Below are 17260 nucleotides of genomic sequence, written 5' to 3'. Positions count from 1 at the left end.
GGGCGCGGATGCCACGCGCGATCGACGTCGACACGTACGCCAAGGGGGTGCTGGAGGGATCGAGGTCCCACATCGCCCGTGCCATCACGCTGGTGGAATCCACCCGGGCCGATCATCAGCGGCTGGCGCAGCGGCTGTTGCTGGATCTGCTGCCGCATGCCGGGCAGGCGCGGCGGGTCGGCATCAGCGGGGTGCCGGGGGTGGGCAAGTCGACGTTCATCGACGCGTTCGGCAGCATGCTCACGGCCCGCGGGCACCGGGTGGCGGTGCTGGCCGTCGATCCGTCGTCGACGCGCACGGGCGGCTCGATCCTGGGCGACAAGACGCGGATGGAGCGGCTGGCCGTCGATCCGGCGGCGTTCGTGCGCCCCTCGCCCAGCGCCGGCACGCTGGGCGGGGTGGCCAAGGCGACGCGGGAGAGCATCGTCGTGATGGAGGCGGCCGGGTACGACGTGGTGCTGGTGGAGACGGTGGGCGTGGGCCAGTCGGAGACGACGGTGGCGGGGATGGTCGACTCGTTCCTGCTGCTGACGCTGGCGCGCACCGGGGATCAGCTCCAGGGCATCAAGAAGGGCGTGCTCGAACTCGCCGATGTCATCGCCGTGAACAAGGCCGACGGCCCGCACGAGCGGGACGCCCGGGCCGCCGCCCGGGAGCTGGCCGGGGCGCTGCGGATGCTGCACCCCGCCGAGGAGGGGTGGACGCCGCCGGTGCTGACGTGCAGCGCGCTTCAGGGCGCCGGTCTGGAGACGGTGTGGGAGCGGCTGGAGGGGCACCGGTCGGCGCTGGACGCCTCGGGCCGGCTGGCGGAGAAGCGCCGCGACCAGCAGGTGGAGTGGGTGTGGTCGATGGTGCGGGACCATCTGCTGGCCGGGCTGCACCGGCATGAGGAGGTGCGCCGGCTGGCCCCGGTCGTGGAGGAGGAGGTCCGCCGGGGGACGCTGACCGCGACACTCGCCGCCGAGCGGCTGGTGGCGGCGTTCCGCACCCCGGACGGCGGCTGACGGGCGCCCGCCGGTGTGGTTCCGCGTTGGTCCGGCCAGGTGCACTGGGGGGCGAACGCACCGGTCGCGCGGGTCCGGTGTGGTCCGATATGTCGCATGAGTGTGACTTGTGAACCGGAACGACACCCGCGCGCGGCGGCGACGCCGCGGCGCTCGCTCATGGCCGCGGCCGTCGCCGCGCCGGTCCTGGCCGGAGCGACGGCGGGCGCCGCCCGCGCCGCCTCCCCGGGACCGGTCCAGCCGGTGCCCACCGTCCTGGACGACTGGACGGACGTCGGGTCGGCGCTGGGCCGCCGGGGCAACATGAACCGCGGCCTCATCTACCGTGCGTCGTTCCCGCGCCTGGACCTGCGCGTGGTCTGCCAGCGCGTCACCGTCACCCCGGAGCTGGCGCTGGGCTCGCATGTGGGGTTCATCCGCTACGCGGACGGCAGCACGATGATGATGGGCGATCTGACGGTCACCGAACGGGAGATGGCGGGGGTCCTCGCGCCCCTGCACGAGCACGGCGTCGAGACGACCGCGATCCACAAGCATCTGCCCGCCCACAGCACCGACGTCTGGTGGATCCACGCCCACGCGCACGGCCACGACCCGGTGCCGCTGGCCCGCGCGGTGCGCGCGGCGATCGACGCCACCGGCACCCCGCCCCCGGGCACGCCGCCGCCGGAGCAGCCCCTCGACCTGGACACGGCGGGGCTGGACGCCGCGCTGGGCGCGCGGGGCACCGTCTACGGCGACGTGTACAAGTTCGTCCTCGTCCGCCGCGAGCAGATCGTCCGGGCGGGGCTGGCGCTGCCCCCCGGCCTGGGCTCCACCACGGCCCTGAACTTCCAGCCCGTGGGCAGCGGCCGGGCCGCGTTCGCCGGCGACTTCGTCATGGTCGCCGATGAGGTGCTGGAGGTGCTGACGCTGCTCGGGCGCGGCGGGATCCGCATCGTCACGCTGCACAATCACGACCTGCGGGAGGACCCGCGGCTATTCTTCGTCCACCTGTGGGCCGTGGACGACGCGGTGCGGATCGGCCGGGCGCTGCGCCCCGCGCTGGACGTCACGAATGTGGAACCGGTCGGCTGAACGCGCGCGGCCAGGCGCGCCCATGGATGCGCGGCCGGAAGGAGAACAGCGGCCGGGCCGATGGGGGTGGCGATCCGGCCGGTGCCGGAGTCGTACCGCCGGGCACGAAGCCGTCCACGAAGGCGCGCCAGGACCGTTCCGGCCAGCTCAACGCCGTTTGCAGGGCACCAGTTCGGCGGCGAGGAACAGCGCGTACCGGAACCGGGCGGGGCGGGCGCCGGAGTCCGCTCGCGCCCGGCGTGCGCCGGATGGCTCAGTCGCGCAGCACCGCCCCTGGCCCGCGCTCGGCACGGACGAACGCGGGGAACTCGGCGGGGCCGCAGTGGAGTTCGCGCCAGCCGGGGCCGGACACCGGCGGGCAGCCGAGCAGCGGGCTCCACTCCCCCGGCGGCACGTAGAGCACGCGCCGGCCACCCGGCTCCAGCACGGGGGCGACCAGCACGTCCGGCCCGAACAGGTACTGGAGACCGGCGTCGCGCGCGGCGCGGTCGCCGGGGTAGGCCAGCGGCATCGGCCGCATCAGCGGCAGCGGCTCGGCGGCGGCCTCCGCTGTGTACGCCCGGAGGCGGTGCCGCAGCCGGCAGGCCGCGATGGCGGCGCCGCGGGCCGGCTCGGGGTAGGCGGTGGGCTCGCGGCGGCCCACGCCGTGGAAGCGCATGAGGGGTGTGAACGCCGCCCACTGCGCCCAGCGGCCGTAGAGTTCCGGCTCCACGTCGGCGGGCAGCGCGTCGGGGGTCATGGTGGCGCGGATCTCCTCGGCGAACCGGTAGGAGTCCGGCGTCCAGTAGCCGCCCGCGTCATGGGTGACCAGGGAGACACCGCTGAGCGCCAGGGACAGCAGGGCGCGCAGCGTGGAGACCATGCCGCCCCAGGTGGACGGCAGATCGCCGGCCCAGTGCGCCGGATCCCGCTGGGAACCGGCCGTGCCGGAGCGGGAGATGGAGACGAAATCGCCGTCGCGCGCCAGCAGCCCCGTCTCGCGCACGGCGTCCTGGTAGATCAGCCCGTAGCTGTTGTGCCGTTCGGTGCCCCGGGTGCCGTCGGCGAACACGGCCTCCTCCGGGATCTCCTCGCCGAAGTCGGCGAGCACCGCCGCGTTCCGCTCCTCGCGCAGGGTGCGGGTGAGCCGGGCCGACCACCAGGCCCGGGCCTCGGGGTTGGTGAAGTCCAAGACCAGCGTGTCGGGGTTGTCGGCGGTGGCGGCGGGCTCGCCCGCGGGGTCGCGGATGAGATAGCCGCGCGCGGTCAGTTCGTCGCCGATCGGCGTGCCGCGTTTCACATAGGGGTTGATCCACAGGCTGGTGCGCACGCCGCGTTCCTCCAGCGCGCGGGACCAGCCGGCCGGGAAGCGGCTCCGGTCGGCGCCGGCGCTCCACGACGCGCTGTCCAGCACGGACTCCGCCAGCCACTCGTCCACGTGGACGACGTCCACCGGGCAGTCGGCCGCCCGTAGTTCGTCCACGGTCCGCACGACCTCGTCGGCCGTGAAGTAGGAGCACCGGCCCATCCACACCCCGAAGGCCCACGGGGGCAGGGCGCGCGGGCGGCCGGTGAGGGCCTGGTAGCGGCGCAGGATACCGGGGCCGTCCCCGGCGATGAGGAACAGGTCCAGGTGTTCGCCGCCCATCTCGACGGCGGCGGCCTCGGAGTGGGTGGCGCCGAGATCGGCCTCCACCGTGGCGCCGGTGTGCGCGTACAGGCCCCAGCCGGCGTCCGACCACAGCAGCGGGACGTTGAGATAGGCCGAGTCGCGGCCGGCGGCCCGGCTCTCCTCGGTGTTGCGCAACGTGCGGTGCCGGCCGCGCAGATCGATGCCCTGATAGCTCTCGCCGCCGCCGTACACGGCCGCGTCCGGCGCCAACTGAATGGTCTCGATCCAGCGGCCGGCCGGGTGGCCGGGGGACGGCGGGCAGTAGCCGGCGCGGAAGGGAACGGTGTCGGCCTCCGGGTCGGCGAAGCGCCGGTACGCGCCGAACCGCAGCCCCTGCCCGCCCTGCCAGACCGCGTGCACGCCGGGGCCGCTGATCTCCGCGCCCTCCGGCACCCGGGTGACGCGGGCCGGGTGGTCCGGCAGGTCGGACACGATGGGCGAGCCGTACTCCGGGGTGCCCCTGGTGCCCTCCTGGCGCAGCCGCAGCACGCCCTCCACGGGCACGGTGCACGCCAGCCGCAGCGTGCGGCCCGAGGCCAGCGTGACCCGCAGATGCGCGCCGTCCGGCTCGGGATCGGCCGCCACGTAGGCGTCCGTCTCCGTCCCCGTCTCCGTTGCCATCGCCACCTCCCTCTGCCCACGGTCGGTTCTCCGCCCACGGTCGGTGACGGCGAGTACCCGGCGTCCGGCGCGCGGAAACGAGCCGTCCGGGCGCCGGGCGGGCGCCTCAAGGCCGGGTGGGCGGCGGCCGATGACTGGGGCATGCCGATGACCCCGCGCGCCGGGCGCTCCCGGGCCGGGGCGCGCGCTTCGCGTCGTGGGACGAGGCGCGCGCATAGGTCCCGCCTCCGCGGGAACCGGTGTTCCCGCCCGGGAGCCGAACAGACCGTTCCGGGCCAGACGGGAGAGGTGAGATGGTGACCGAAGTGCTGTTGCTGCTGCTGGCGGTGGCGCTGACCCTGGCCTGCGCCGTGTTCGTCGCGGCGGAGTTCTCGCTGACCACGGTGGAGCGCGGCGACCTGGAGCGGGCGGCGGCGGCCGGGCAGAGCGGCGCCGCCGGAGCGCTGAAGGCGGCCCGGGCGCTGACGTTCCAGCTCTCGGGGGCCCAGTTGGGCATCACGGTGACCTCGCTGGTCATCGGCATGCTCGCCGAGCCGTCGCTGGCGTCGCTGCTGCGCGGCCCGCTGGACGCGGCCGGGCTGCCCACCGGGGCCGCGTCGTCGCTGGCGGTGGCGCTGGGCGTCGGGATGTCCACGGTAATGCTGATGGTCATCGGCGAGCTGGTGCCGAAGAACTGGGCCATCGCCCGGCCGCTGCGCGTGGCGCGGTCGGTGGCGGGGCCGCAGCGGGCGTTCACCGCCACGTTCGGCCCGTTCATTCGGCATCTCAACGAGACGGCGAACCGCCTGGTGCGGCTCCTCGGGCTGGAGCCCACCGAGGAGCTGGCCTCCGCCCGCACCCCGCAGGAACTGATCGCGCTGGCGCGGCACTCGGCGGCGGAGGGCGTGCTGCCGCCGGACTCTGCCGAGTTGTTCGTGCGCACGCTGCACCTGGCCGAGCTGACCGCCGAGAACGTGATGACGCCGCGGGTGGACGTGCGGGCGCTGCGGTCCACCGCCACCGCGGCGGACGCGGCGGAGCTGACGCGGGCCACCGGGCTGTCGCGGTTCCCGGTGTTCGAGGACGGGCTGGACGACGTGGTCGGGATCGTGCACATCAAGGACGTGCTGGCGCTGGACGAGGCGGCCCGGGCCGCGGCCCGGGTCGCGGAGCTGGCCACCGAGCCGGTGCTGGTGCCGGACTCGCTGCCGGTGGACCGGCTGCTGGAGCGGCTGCGCGGAACACGTTCGATGGCCGTCGTGGTCGACGAGTACGGCGGCACGGCGGGCGTCGTGACGCTGGAGGACATCGTCGAGGAGGTCGTCGGCGAGGTGCGCGACGAGCACGACCCGGCCGCGGGGCCCGGCCTGGCCCGCACCGGGGTGCGGATGTGGGAGGCCGACGGCGCGGTGCGCACCGATCAGCTCGCCGCCGTCGGGCTGCCCGTGCCGGACGGCCCGTACGAGACGATCGCCGGGCTGCTGGCCACCGCGCTGGCGCGCATCCCGGCCACCGGCGACTCGGTGACGGTGGACGGCTGGCGGCTGACGGTCCTGGCCACCGCCCGGCACCGGGCGGAACGGGTCCGGATCACCGCGCCCGGGCCCGGCCGGGAGGCGTCATGACCGCGCTGCAACTCGCCCTCGGGGCCCTGATGTTGGTGGTCAACGCCTTCTTCGTCGGCGCGGAGTTCGCCCTGATCTCCGTCCGCCGGGACCAGATCGAGCCGCGCGCCGACGCCGGGGAGCGGGGGGCGCGCACCGTGCTGTGGGCGCTGAGGCACCTGTCGCCGATGATGGCGACCGCCCAACTGGGCATCACTGTCTCCTCACTGGTGCTGGGCGCGGTGGCGGAGCCGGCGATGGAGCATCTGCTTAAGCCGGTCTTCGACGCGGTGGGGGTGCCGAGCGCGCTGGTGCACCCGCTGTCGTTCGCGATCGCCCTGTCGCTGGCGACCTATCTGCACATGCTGGTCGGCGAGATGGTGCCCAAGAACATCGCGCTGGCCGAGCCGGAGCGTTCCGCGCTGCTGCTCGGCCCGCCGCTGGTGGCCCTCACCCGGGCCCTGCGCCCGGTGATCTTCTCCGTGAACGCCTTGGCCAACGCGCTGCTGCGGCTGCTGCGGGTGGAGCCGCGCGACGAGGTGGCGTCGGTGTTCACCGACGACGAGCTGGTCCGCATGGTGCAGGACTCCAGCGACGCGGGACTCCTGGAGGCCGGAGAGAGCCGGCGGCTGCGCGACGCGCTGGCGCTGGGCAGCAGGACGGTGGCGGAGATCGTGGTGCCGGTGAGCCGGATGGTGACCGTCGACCACCGGGTCACGCCCCGGCAGCTCGAGCGGGCCGGGGCGATCTCCGGCTTCTCGCGGTTCCCCGTCACCGGCCCCGGCAGCACGGTGCTGGGCTTTCTGCATGTGAAGGACGCCCTGGGCCGGGCGGCCCGGGACCGGCCGTTCCCCCGGGAGGCGCTGCACCCGGTCGTGCGGGTGCGGCTGGACACGCCGCTGGACGACGCGCTGACCGCGATGCGGGCCGCCGTCACGCACCTGGCCGCCGTGACCAGCGCGAAGGGGACGCTGCTGGGCTTCGTGACCATGGAGGACGTGCTCGCCGAGCTGGTCGGCCGAGCCGCGAATGGGCCGTGAGGGCGGCGGGTACCCGGGTGCCGTCAGCAGAACGACACACGATCGACGGAACCGGAGGACACCATGGGCAAGACCAGCCCCATCGACGTCCAGAAGGCCCTGAAGAACGCGCACTACCCCAGCGACAAGTCGGAGCTGGTCCAGACGGCGAAGAAGAACGGCGCCGACAAGAGGCTGGTGAAGAAGATCGCCAACCTCGACCAGGAGCGCTTCGACGGCCCGAACGACGTCGAGAAGGCGATGTTCTAGGGGCCGTCTCCGAAGGGGGCGTCCGGCCGCCCGCGTCGTCTGGTGCGTGCGACCGCAAGGCGCCGGATCGCAGCTCGTACTTGGTCGTACTCGCGCGATTCGGCAACGCAGCGAGCGTGCGTGCCAGGCGGCGCGGGCAGGGCGGCCTCTTCGAAGACGGGCCCTGGCGGTCCGGCACGCGTTCCGCCCCCGTCGCCGTGGCGACGGGGGCGGAAGCGCGCGGTGACACCGGGCCGTCAGGCCACGGCCGACAGCTCCGCCGGGCGGGCGGCGGCCGGCACCGGCGCGAGCGCCGGCACCTCGGCCGGCCGGGTGGCACGGCGGCCGTGCGCCAGCAGGCCGGCGCCCGCCGCGCCCGCGATGACCAGACCACCGATGACCAGGGCGGCCCGGGCCCCGGCCAGCTCCATGAGCAGGCCGATGGCGGGCGGGCCGATCAGGCCCCACCCGGTGCTCAGGCTGCGCCACACGCCCAGCACGCGGCCGCGCATGTGCGGCGGCGGGTCCGTCTGGAGCACGGTCGTGCCCGCGGTGTCGGAGACGGACTCGACCATCGCCATCGGGATGACCAGCAGGATCAGCAGCGCCAGCGAGGGCGACAGCCCCGCGGCGATCTGGAGCACCGCGCCCGCGCCGGCCATGGCGGCGACGAGCCGCACCGACGGGCGCTGGAGCATACCGGCGAGCAGGGCGCCGACGATGCCGCCGATGGCCAGCGCGGTGGAGACCGTGCCGAACGCGCCCGCGCCGGCGGCCAGCGGGCCGGTCACCAGGACGGCGAGCGTCAGCGTGTAGTTGCGGCCGAAGATCGCGCTCAGGCCGGTGATCGCGGCGAGCGCGACCAGCCGCGGGCGGCCCGCGAAGAACCGCAGTCCCTCGCGCGGGTCCGCGCTCACGCGCGCGGCCGGCCGGGGCGCCGGGGCCGCCGCCGGGGCGTCCGTCTCGGCCGTGTGGTCGACCAGGCGCAGGAACGGGATGACGGCCGCGACGAACGCGAACGACAGGCCGTTGGCGACGAACGCGGCGGCGGTGCCGAACAGCACCACGGTGCCGCCGGCCAGGGCCGTACCGGCGAGCCGGCCGACGCTGTGCACGGCCGAGCCCAACGCGATCGCTGAGGGCACGTCCCTGGTGGGCACCAGGTCGTTGCCCAGCAGCGCGGTGGCGGGGGCGTCCACCGTGGCGATCACGCCGGTGACGGCCGCCAGGACCAGCAGCGTGGTCACGTTCAGCATGTCGAACGCCACCAGCGCGGCGGTGACGAAGGCGACGAGGCCGAGCGCGGCCTGGCTGAGCGCCGCGGTCAGCTTGCGCGGCCAGGCGTCGACGGCGGCGCCGCCCACGAGTCCGAGCAGCAGCCCGGGACCGGCCTGGACGGCCAGGGAGAGTCCGGTCATCGCGGCGGAGCCGGTGACCTGGAGCACGAGCAGGTTCTGCACCGTGAGCTGCATCCAGGTCCCCGCGTTGGAGACCAGGTTCGCCAGGGACCACCAGCGCATGCTGGGGTGGCGCAGGGACCGCCAGGGGGACCGGCGGGTTTCGGGCGGGGTGGAGGCAGGAGCAGACATCGCCAAGGGGGAGAGGGAGAAGGGCCGGCGCGGCTGCGCGCCGGAACAACGCCGCCCACCATGACAGACCCGCCCCGGGCCGGGAAGACCAAGATCGTCCCGGGACCGTCCTCACCCCGTGGATCCCTTGTGCGCCAAGGGTTCTGGGCGTTGAGTGCGCTTGCTCACACGCGCATGACGATCTTGCCGGTCTCCTTGCGCTGGAACATTTCGTACGCCTCCGGCGCCTCGTTCAGCGACAGGTGGTGGGTGGCGAACTCCTCCACGCCCAGCGGGTCGTCGGCCGCCAGCAGGGGCAGCAGGTCGGGCACCCAGCGCCGGACGTTGGCCTGGCCCATCCGCAACTGCACCTGCTTGTCGAACAGGCTCAGCATGGGCAGCGGGTCGGCCATGCCGCCGTACACGCCGGTGAGGGAGATGGTGCCGCCCCGGCGCACGAGCTCGATGGCCAGATACAGCGCGGAGAGCCGGTCGACGCCGGCCTTCCCGGCGATCGCCGCCGCCGCCTTGCCGGGCAGCAGGCCGCTGAGGTCCTGGATGATCTTCCCGGCCGTGCTGCCGTGCGCCTCCATGCCGACCGCGTCGATGACGGAGTCCGCGCCCCGGCCCCGGGTGAGTTCACCGACGGCCGCGGGGATGTCGTCGTGCTCGGTCAGGTCCAGCGCGGTCACCCCGCGTGCCCGGGCGGTGGCCAGTCGCTGGGGCACCAGGTCGATGCCGATGACCTGGGCGGCGCCCTGGTGCAGGGCGATGCGGCAGCACATGTCGCCGATCGGGCCCAGGCCCAGCACGGCGAGCGTGCCGCCCTTGGGGACGTCCGCGTAGGCGACGGCCTGGAACGCGGTGGGCAGCACGTCGGAGAGGAACAGATAGCGGTCGTCGGGCACATCCGGCGGGACCAGCACCGGCCCGTAGTGGGCCTGCGGCACCCGCAGATACTCGGCCTGGCCGCCCGGCACGGCCCCGTAGAGCGAGGTGTAGCCGAAGAGCGCCGCGCCGGTGCCCTGGTCGCGGACCTGGGTCGTCTCGCACTGGGTCTGGAGCCCGCGGTCGCACATGAAGCACGAGCCGCAGGCGATCTGGAACGGGACCACGACCCGGTCGCCGGGCGCGAGGTCGGTGATCGCGGGGCCGACTTCCTCCACCACGCCCATCGGTTCGTGGCCGAGGATGTCGCCGGGGGTCATGAACGGTGACAGCACCTCGTACAGGTGCAGGTCGGAGCCGCACAGCCCGGTCGACGTGACCCGGATCACCGCGTCCGTCGGCTCCTGGATCCGGGGGTCGGGCACCTCCTCGACCCGTACATCGCGCTTGCCGTGCCACACGACAGCCTTCATGGGACTACCTCCTGGCCTGCTCGGTTCGGCCCGGCGAGTACCCAGAGCCGGGCGGCTCAGCCGTGCTGTCCGGGCCCGGGGGCGTGCGGCACCGACTCGGGCAGGTCGCGGCGGCCGGTGCGGCGGGCCTGGTCCAGGGCGGAGATGCGCGGGTGGTGCAGGTCGAACGCGGGCGCCTCGGAGCGGATGCGCGGCAGCGCGGTGAAGTTGTGGCGCGGCGGCGGGCAGGAGGTGGCCCACTCCAGGGAGCGGCCGAAGCCCCAGGGGTCGTCCTCGGCGTGCCGGGGCGCGTACCTCGCGGTGCGCCACACGTTGTAGAGGAACGGCAGCGTGGACATGCCCAGCAGGAACGAGCCGATGCTGGAGACGGTGTTCAGCGTGGTGAAGCCGTCGGAGTGCAGGTAGTCGGCGTAGCGGCGCGGCATGCCCTTGGCGCCCAGCCAGTGGTGGACGAGGAAGGTGCCGTGGAACCCGGTGAAGAGGGTCCAGAAGTGGATCTTCCCGAGCCGTTCGTCGAGCCTCCTGCCCGTCCACTTGGGCCACCAGAAGTGGAACCCGGCGAACATCGCGAAGACCACCGTGCCGAACACCACGTAGTGGAAGTGCGCCACCACGAAGTAGGTGTCCGTGACGTGGAAGTCCAGCGGCGGGGAGGCGAGCAGCACGCCGGTGAGGCCGCCGAGGAGGAAGGTGACCAGGAAGCCGACGCACCACAGCATGGGCGTCTCGAAGGAGAGGGAGCCCCGCCACATGGTGCCGATCCAGTTGAAGAACTTCACGCCGGTGGGCACGGCGATCAGGAACGACAGCAGCGAGAAGAACGGCAGCAGCACCGCGCCGGTGGCGAACATGTGGTGCGCCCACACGGTCATGGACAGGCCGGTGATCGCGATGGTGGCGCCGACGAGGCCGATGTAGCCGAAGATCGGCTTGCGGCTGAAGACCGGGATGATCTCCGTGATGATCCCGAAGAACGGCAGCGCGATGATGTAGACCTCGGGGTGCCCGAAGAACCAGAACAGGTGCTGCCACAGCAGGGCGCCGCCGTTGGCCGAGTCGAAGATGTGGGCGCCGAAGAGGCGGTCGGCGGCCAGCGCGAACAGCGCGGCGGCGAGCACGGGGAAGGCCATCAGGACCAGCACGCTGGTGAGCAGGATGTTCCAGGTGAAGATCGGCATCCGGAACATCGTCATGCCCGGCGCGCGCATGCAGACGATGGTGGTGATGAAGTTGACCCCGCCGAAGATCGTGCCGAAGCCGGACAGCGCCAGGCCCATGATCCACATGAGCGGGCCCAGGCCCGGGGAGTGCACCTCGTTGTTGAGCGGGCTGTAGGCGAACCAGCCGAAGCTGGCGGCGCCGGCGGGCGTGAGCAGCGAGCCGACGACCAGCAGCCCGCCGAACAGGAAGAACCAGTACGCCAGCGCGTTCAGCCGGGGGAACGCCACGTCGGGGGCGCCGATCTGCAGCGGCATGATCCAGTTGGCGAACCCGGCGAACAGCGGCGTCGCGAACAGCAGCATCATGATGCTGCCGTGCATCGTGAACGACTGGTTGAACTGCTCGGCCGACACGATCTGGAGCCCGGGCCGGGCGAGTTCGGCCCGCATCACCATCGCCAGCGAGCCGGCGATCAGGAAGAAGAAGAACGAGGTGATGAGGTACAGGGTGCCGATCTGCTTGTGGTCGGTCGTGGTCAGCCAGCCCACCACAACCCGGCCGGGGCTCTTCGGCCGCGGCTCCCGCGGTGCGGCGCGGGTGTCGGTGAGCGTCGCCATGGACACCAGTGGTACCCCCGGCCGGGGCGCCGCCCCCGGCTGGCGCGCCGCTCAGTCGCCGGATGGCGCAGCCGCGCGGGAGGACTCGACGACGTGGGCCAGGCGGCGCAGCATGAGCCGGTGGCGCAGTTGCAGCAGGAAGTCGGAGGCCACGTTGTGCAGCCGGCCGCCGGGGCCCGTGAGCGGGTGCTCGTCGATGGTGACCAGGGAGTATTCGCCCCAGGGGCGGACCTCGATGCCGATGCGGGCGGTGCCCACCAGGCGGCTCCTGGCCTCCAGTTCGAGCCGGCGGCCGGGCTCGTGGTCGCGTACGACGGTGCGTCCGCTCAGCCGCCGGGGGCCGACCTTGACGGTGTAGCGGATGGCGGAGCCCACCTCGGGCCAGTCGGCGTCCAGGGGGACGGACTCGGCGGTGCCCACGACCCACTCCGCGTACCGGCGGCCGTCACGGAGGACCGCCCACACCGCGTCGGGCGGGCGCTTGATCAGGATGGGGCGGATGGCCATGCCGGTCTCCTCTCATGGGACAGCCGCGTGCGGGACAGCCGCGCGGCGCGCAGGGCGGCGCGGGCGGCGTTGGCGCCCGGGGCGCCGTGGACTCCCCCGCCGGGGTGGGCGGAGGCGGAGGCGAGATACAGACCGGCGACGGGGGTGCGCGGGCGGGCCGCGCCCGGCACGGGCCGGAAGGCGAGCTGCTGGTGAACGGCCGCGGTGCCGCCGTTGAGCGCGCCCAGCACGAGGTTCGCGTTGAGCCGCTGGAGGTCGGCCGGGGCCAGGACGCGCCGCCCGACGATGGTGTCCCGGAAGCCGGGCGCGAACCGTTCGACGACCGCCTCCAGCCGTTCGGTCATCGTCTCGCGCAGCCCGTCGTCCGCCATGCCGCGGGGCAGGTGGGTGTAGACCCACGCCGCCTCGGTGCCGGCCGGGGAGCGGCCGGGGTCGGCGGTCGTCATCTGGCCGAGCACGGCGGAGGGGCGCGCGGGCAGGGTGCCGGTGGCCAGGTCGGCGGAGTGCCGGGTCAAGTGGTCGACGCCGTCGGCGAGATGGACGGTGCCGGCGGTGCCGGCGGCCGGGGCGGTCCAGGGGATGGGCCGGGACAGCGCCCAGTCGACCTTGAACGTCGGGTAGTCCCACTCGAAGCGGCGCATGTCGGCGCGCAGCCGCGCGGGCAGGTCCTGCCAGCCGACCAGCCCGCCATACAGCGCGGGCGCGGGGACGTCGGCGAGCACGGCGCGGCGGGCGGGGACCGGTTCGCCGTCGGCGGTGCGGACGCCCACGGCCCGGCCGTGCCGCACGACGACGCGTGCCACGGGCGTGCCGCAGCGCACGTCGCCGCCGCGCGCGGTCAGCCGGCGGACCAGGGCGTCGGTGAGCCGCCCGGCGCCCCCGGCGGGCACCGGCCAGCCGTGGCGCTGGCCGAGCATGACCAGCAGCCAGCCGAACGCCCCGCTGCCCGGCGTCTCGGGGAAGAGGTCGGCGTGCAGGCCGCAGCCGGTGAGCAGCAGCGGGCCGCCGGGGCCGGTGAACTCCTCCTCGCCCAGCCGCCGGGCGGGCAGCGTGAGCATGCGCAGCAGCCGCAGTCCCCCGGCCGACCGGAGCCTGGCGAGCAGCGGCACGCCGTGCCGCAGCGGCGGGAACGGCGTGAGCAGGGCCCCGAGCAGGTCGGGTGCCAGCCGGTCCCAGCGGGCCAGCAGCCGCAGATACGCCTCGCCGTCGCCGGGGGCGAGGGCGTCCAGGCTCGCGGCGGTCCGGTCCTGGTCGCGGTGGAGCACGGCGCAGCGGCCGTCGGGCAGCGGGTGGGCCAGCACGGCCGGCGCGTGGCTCCAGGTCAGGCCGAAGCGTTCCAGGTCCAACGCGCGCAGCACCGGGGAGGCGGCGGCCAGCGGATAGAACGAGCTGAACAGGTCGTTGACATAGTCCGGGTGGACGCCGCGGTCGCTGCGCACGGCGCCGCCCGGGTGGTCGGCGGCCTCCAGCACCAGGACCCGCCAGCCCGCGTCGGCCAGCACGTTGGCGGCGACCAGCCCGTTGGGGCCGGCGCCGATGACGACGGCGTCCGGGGCGGCCCGCTCCGTCATGGCCGGTCCCCCAGGGTTCTGGCCACCTCCCGCAGCCGCCCGCCGCCGGACAGCCGGTGGCGCAGCGGCGGGGTGCCCGCGCCGCCGCCGTGCCGCAGTCCGTCCAGGAAGCCCGCGATGGCGTCGGCCGCAGAGTGGCGTGGCCGCCAGCCCAGTTCACGGCGGGCGCGGCCGGTGTCCATGAGCGGGAACGCCAGCACGTCGTCGAACATGGCGGCGGAGGTGGGCAGCAGCCGCAGATGCCAGGCCGCGTCCACGGCGGCCCGGACCGGGCGGTAGGGCAGCCGGACCAGGTGGGCGTCGTTGAGCTCCGCGAGCAGGCGCACGTCGACGACGGGCTCCGCGGCGACGTTGAACGGGCCGCGCACGGGCCGCAGCGCGGCGCGGCAGAACGCGTCGGCCGCGTCGTCGGTGTGCAGCGCCTGGAAGCGCAGCCGGGGCAGGTCGGGGACGGCGCGCAGCGGGCGGGGCGGGCGCCCTCGGGGGAAGAACGGGCCGCCGAACAGCCGCCGTTGCTGGGCGGCGGTGCGGGCGGCCACCACGACGCCGGGCCGCAGCCGGGCCACGCGCACGTCCGGGTGCCGGTGCTCGAAGGCGTCGAGGAGCCGTTCCGCGTACGCCTTCTCGCGGGGGTAGGGCGCGGTCGGCCAGCCGTCGGTGGGCCAGTTCTCGTCCACCCGGCGGTCCTTGGGGCCGGGGGCGTAGGCGACCACGGAGGAGGCGTGCACCAGCGCGGGCACGCCCGCCCGGGCGGTGGCCTCGAACACCCGCTGGCTGCCGAGGACGTTGGTGCGCCAGGTCACCTCGGGGCGGTGGGCGGGCTGGAACAGGCAGGCCAGATGGATCACGGCGCCGGCACCGGCGAACAGCCGCTCCAGGTCCGGCTCGGTGGCGATGTCGGCGCTCACGAACGTCACGCCGGGCGGGAGCCGGTCCGGTCGGCGGCGGGCCACGGCCACGACCGGGCCGGCCCCCGGGTGGGCGGCCAGCCGCCGCACCACGCCGGTGCCGATGTTCCCCGTCGCGCCCACGACCACCACGCGGGGCGCGGCCGGGGCCGCGGTCAGGCCAGCTCCGAATAGCCGAAGAGCTCGGCATAGCCGGTGGGAAGCTGACTGAGCAGCTTGTTCATCTCGCCACCGGTTACCTGCTCGGAAATAACGGAGAAAACCACACGGGTATCCGTCTCGGCGGTTTCCTCATCTTCGTCGGCACGTTGGGCGACATGCGTGATGAACTCCTCCACGCCCCAGCTTCGGCCGGCACCGTCCGCATTCTCCAGAATTTGCGCGAGCGGGGTGGGGAGTTGATCGGCGAGATGTTCCGCGGAGTGCGACGGCAGGCGCTCCCCCAGGGTGGTCAAGACCGCCTCGACGGCCCGTTCGGCCTCGTCACCGGGGTATTCGCCGCGGTCGCGCACGGTGGAGAGAAAAGAACCGTAGGACACGATGGCACTCTTTTCCGATCGATCGGTTTCGGTATTGGGTATGGGCCCGTCCCGGGTATCCGGCGGGGGCCGGGAGAAACCTGCGGCGGGCGGCGGGCGCCCGCCGAGATGTGCGTCGGGGCGAATGGCGGCAGACTTGTCGGGAACGGCCTCTTCCCGTGGCGAGCAGAGCGGAATCGCACGCCCACCCTCACCTGGGAGAGCAACGAATGAACACACCCGCACATCCCCGTAAGAAGCGTCACCCGCACGACGACGCGCCGGATACCACCAGGCAATTCGAGCGGATCGCCGAGTTGCCGCCGTGCCCGGAACGGGACGAGCTGTGCCGCGACGTGATCTGCGCCTGGATTCCCATGGCGGACCGGCTCGCCCGCACCTTCCGCGACCGCGGCGAGGCGCTGGAGGACCTGGAGCAGGTCGCCGCCCTCGGCCTGGTGAAGGCCGTGCACCGGTACGACCCGAGCCGGGGCCGGCCCTTCGAGAGCTACGCCGTGCCGACGATCGTCGGCGAGGTGAAGCGGCACTTCCGCGACCACATGTGGGGGCTGCACGTGCCCCGGCGCACCCAGGAACTGCGCAACCGGGTCCGGGCCGCCGCCCGCCAGCTCACGTTCCGGCTGGACGAGCGCGGTCCCAGCGTGGAGCAGATCGCCCAGCACAGCGGACTGACCGAGGACGAGGTCAGGACCGGCATGGAGGCGCTGGAGAGCTTCAGCACCCTGTCGTTGAACGCGGAACTTCCGGGCGCGGACGGTGACTACTCACTGCTGGACACCCTGGGCACGCACGAGCCCGGCTTCGACCGGGTGGTGGACCGGGAGGCGGTGAAGAGCCCGTTGCAGGCCCTGCCCGAGCGCGAGCGGGAAATCCTCTACCTGCGGTTCTTCCACGGCATGACGCAGAGCCGCATCGCCCGGCAGCTCGGCATCTCGCAGATGCACGTGTCGCGTCTGCTGAGCCGGGCGTGCGAACGCATCCGCGCCGAGGTGGAGGGCACCGACGGCGGCCGGGAGCACGAGCGGGAGCGCCCGGACCCGGCACCGGCGGCAAGACGGCCGGCGGCCTGAGGGACGCCAGGCCCCGGCACGCTGCCGCGTGCCGGGGCCGTTCCCTGGGGCGGGGTGTGCGCGGGAGAACGTCGTGCCGCTCACCGCGCGCGGCCTCCGCGCGTTTCGCGGCACGGGAATCGGAACACCCGGCAGCACGGACGGCACAGGAACGGACAGCACAGGAGACGGCAGAAGGAGACGGCACACCATGACGATGACGCAGCAGAACGCCGCCAACATCATCGGCGGCCGGCCGGACGCCTCCCGCGAGGCGGCGCAGTTGGTCCTCGACACCTACGGACCGCCGCAGGAGGCCACCGACACCCGGCCGACCTGGCACCGGCCCGGCCCCTGGAAGCGGCTGGTCGCCTCCCGGACGTACTACGAGCACCACTTCCCGGCGCCGCACATCGACTCGGCGGAGTCGTTCATCGACTACCAGGTGCCGCCCGAGAAGTTCACCCCGCTGGCGCGGTTCGACGGCAGCGTCATCGCCGAGCGGACGGCGGTCGAGGTCTCCGCGCGTTGCCACGACGAGCAGGCGAACTTCCTCGCGCTCAACCTGATGCACGACATCGTCACCGGCGAGAAGCCCCCCGAGGAGGCGCGCGACCACTACGCCAAGGAGTTCGCGGACCACCGGCGCGGCCGGTCCACGCCGTACATGGAACGGCTCCGCTTCGCACCCGGCCACGACACGGCCGCCCCCGACCGGCGGCTGCTGTCGGACGAGGATCTGGCGCGGGCCGCCGCGGAAGGCGGCGGTTGAGAT

General features: G+C 74.0%; 15 protein-coding genes. 7 read left to right on the top strand and 8 right to left on the bottom strand.

Translation table 11 applies throughout. The annotated features are described in order from the left end of the window. Positions 1-8: 8 nt before the first annotated feature. Together meaB and RM590_RS27910 are read left to right on the top strand one after the other, a co-directional pair. Entirely contained in the window at positions 9-1004 is a 996-nt protein-coding gene (meaB, locus tag RM590_RS27915) for a methylmalonyl Co-A mutase-associated GTPase MeaB (protein WP_311707508.1), read from the top strand. 96 nt (positions 1005-1100) lie between these two features. After that, complete coding sequence (locus RM590_RS27910; protein WP_311707507.1) at positions 1101-2081, top strand: LppY/LpqO family protein; 981 nt, start codon at positions 1101-1103, stop codon at positions 2079-2081. Positions 2082-2334: 253 nt separating this feature from the next. Here the strand turns inward: RM590_RS27910 and RM590_RS27905 are convergent, their stop codons facing one another. After that, a complete protein-coding gene (locus RM590_RS27905; RefSeq protein WP_311707506.1) occupies positions 2335-4353 on the bottom strand; it encodes a glycoside hydrolase family 31 protein in 2019 nt (672 codons plus the stop codon). A gap of 296 nt (positions 4354-4649) precedes the next feature. Here RM590_RS27905 and RM590_RS27900 point away from each other — a divergent pair, with 296 nt between their 5' ends. The 3 genes from RM590_RS27900 to RM590_RS27890 all read left to right on the top strand — a co-directional run bounded on the left by RM590_RS27900 (position 4650) and on the right by RM590_RS27890 (position 7225). Continuing rightward, positions 4650-5957 (top strand): hemolysin family protein, encoded by a 1308-nt coding sequence (locus tag RM590_RS27900; protein ID WP_311707570.1) that lies wholly within the window; start codon positions 4650-4652, stop codon positions 5955-5957. Then, positions 5954-6976, top strand: coding sequence for a hemolysin family protein (locus tag RM590_RS27895; protein WP_311707505.1), 1023 nt, complete (start codon positions 5954-5956; stop codon positions 6974-6976). Before RM590_RS27900 ends, RM590_RS27895 begins: the two co-directional genes overlap by 4 nt. A gap of 63 nt (positions 6977-7039) precedes the next feature. Beyond that, the gene (locus RM590_RS27890; protein WP_311707504.1) at positions 7040-7225 is read left to right on the top strand and encodes a DUF2795 domain-containing protein; all 186 of its coding nucleotides are present in this window, start codon (positions 7040-7042) and stop codon (positions 7223-7225) included. A 236-nt stretch (positions 7226-7461) separates the two neighbouring features. On the opposite strand, the gene RM590_RS27885 is transcribed toward RM590_RS27890, so the two are convergent. The 7 genes from RM590_RS27885 to RM590_RS27855 all read right to left on the bottom strand — a co-directional run bounded on the left by RM590_RS27885 (position 7462) and on the right by RM590_RS27855 (position 15436). Further along, the gene (locus RM590_RS27885) at positions 7462-8724 is read right to left on the bottom strand and encodes an MFS transporter (RefSeq protein WP_394813987.1); all 1263 of its coding nucleotides are present in this window, start codon (positions 8722-8724) and stop codon (positions 7462-7464) included. 233 nt (positions 8725-8957) lie between these two features. Then, positions 8958-10133, bottom strand: coding sequence for a zinc-dependent alcohol dehydrogenase (locus tag RM590_RS27880; protein WP_311707502.1), 1176 nt, complete (start codon positions 10131-10133; stop codon positions 8958-8960). 56 nt (positions 10134-10189) lie between these two features. Then, the gene (gene ctaD / locus RM590_RS27875) at positions 10190-11911 is read right to left on the bottom strand and encodes an aa3-type cytochrome oxidase subunit I (RefSeq protein WP_311707501.1); all 1722 of its coding nucleotides are present in this window, start codon (positions 11909-11911) and stop codon (positions 10190-10192) included. Between the two features lie 51 nt (positions 11912-11962). Beyond that, positions 11963-12418, bottom strand: a complete 456-nt coding sequence (locus RM590_RS27870) for an SRPBCC family protein (protein ID WP_311707500.1) — start codon at positions 12416-12418, stop codon at positions 11963-11965. Beyond that, entirely contained in the window at positions 12397-13989 is a 1593-nt protein-coding gene (locus tag RM590_RS27865; RefSeq protein ID WP_311707499.1) for a phytoene desaturase family protein, read from the bottom strand. Before RM590_RS27865 ends, RM590_RS27870 begins: the two co-directional genes overlap by 22 nt. Continuing rightward, a complete protein-coding gene (locus RM590_RS27860; protein WP_311707498.1) occupies positions 13986-15020 on the bottom strand; it encodes an NAD-dependent epimerase/dehydratase family protein in 1035 nt (344 codons plus the stop codon). Before RM590_RS27860 ends, RM590_RS27865 begins: the two co-directional genes overlap by 4 nt. A 32-nt stretch (positions 15021-15052) precedes the next feature. Next, on the bottom strand, positions 15053-15436 hold the full coding sequence (locus RM590_RS27855; protein ID WP_311707497.1) for a DUF2267 domain-containing protein: 384 nt from the start codon (positions 15434-15436) through the stop codon (positions 15053-15055). Between the two features lie 209 nt (positions 15437-15645). Between RM590_RS27855 and RM590_RS27850 the strand changes: the two genes are divergently transcribed. Both RM590_RS27850 and RM590_RS27845 read left to right on the top strand, forming a co-directional pair. After that, positions 15646-16506 carry a SigB/SigF/SigG family RNA polymerase sigma factor gene (locus tag RM590_RS27850; RefSeq protein ID WP_311707496.1) on the top strand — a complete coding sequence of 287 codons (861 nt, stop codon included), beginning with the start codon at positions 15646-15648 and terminating at the stop codon, positions 16504-16506. A 190-nt stretch (positions 16507-16696) separates the two neighbouring features. Further along, positions 16697-17257, top strand: coding sequence for a hypothetical protein (locus RM590_RS27845; protein ID WP_311707495.1), 561 nt, complete (start codon positions 16697-16699; stop codon positions 17255-17257). The last annotated feature ends 3 nt before the right edge of the window (positions 17258-17260 follow it).

Source organism: Streptomyces litchfieldiae (assembly GCF_031845365.1).
Lineage (GTDB): Bacteria > Actinomycetota > Actinomycetes > Streptomycetales > Streptomycetaceae > Streptomyces > Streptomyces litchfieldiae.
The sequence above is the reverse complement of the archived record's forward strand: the minus strand, read 5'-3'. Positions and strand labels throughout refer to the sequence as shown.

Excerpts from the sequence above, each read along its gene's own strand:
- meaB (WP_311707508.1), top strand. The coding sequence starts at position 9 with ATGCCACGCGCGATCGACGTCGACACGTACGCCAAGGGGGTGCTGGAG.
- RM590_RS27910 (WP_311707507.1), top strand. The coding sequence starts at position 1,101 with ATGAGTGTGACTTGTGAACCGGAACGACACCCGCGCGCGGCGGCGACG.
- RM590_RS27905 (WP_311707506.1), bottom strand. The coding sequence starts at position 4,353 with ATGGCAACGGAGACGGGGACGGAGACGGACGCCTACGTGGCGGCCGAT.
- RM590_RS27895 (WP_311707505.1), top strand. The coding sequence starts at position 5,954 with ATGACCGCGCTGCAACTCGCCCTCGGGGCCCTGATGTTGGTGGTCAAC.
- RM590_RS27890 (WP_311707504.1), top strand. The coding sequence starts at position 7,040 with ATGGGCAAGACCAGCCCCATCGACGTCCAGAAGGCCCTGAAGAACGCG.
- RM590_RS27885 (WP_394813987.1), bottom strand. The coding sequence starts at position 8,724 with ATGCGCTGGTGGTCCCTGGCGAACCTGGTCTCCAACGCGGGGACCTGG.
- RM590_RS27880 (WP_311707502.1), bottom strand. The coding sequence starts at position 10,133 with ATGAAGGCTGTCGTGTGGCACGGCAAGCGCGATGTACGGGTCGAGGAG.
- ctaD (WP_311707501.1), bottom strand. The coding sequence starts at position 11,911 with ATGGCGACGCTCACCGACACCCGCGCCGCACCGCGGGAGCCGCGGCCG.
- RM590_RS27870 (WP_311707500.1), bottom strand. The coding sequence starts at position 12,418 with ATGGCCATCCGCCCCATCCTGATCAAGCGCCCGCCCGACGCGGTGTGG.
- RM590_RS27865 (WP_311707499.1), bottom strand. The coding sequence starts at position 13,989 with ATGACGGAGCGGGCCGCCCCGGACGCCGTCGTCATCGGCGCCGGCCCC.
- RM590_RS27850 (WP_311707496.1), top strand. The coding sequence starts at position 15,646 with ATGAACACACCCGCACATCCCCGTAAGAAGCGTCACCCGCACGACGAC.
- RM590_RS27845 (WP_311707495.1), top strand. The coding sequence starts at position 16,697 with ATGACGATGACGCAGCAGAACGCCGCCAACATCATCGGCGGCCGGCCG.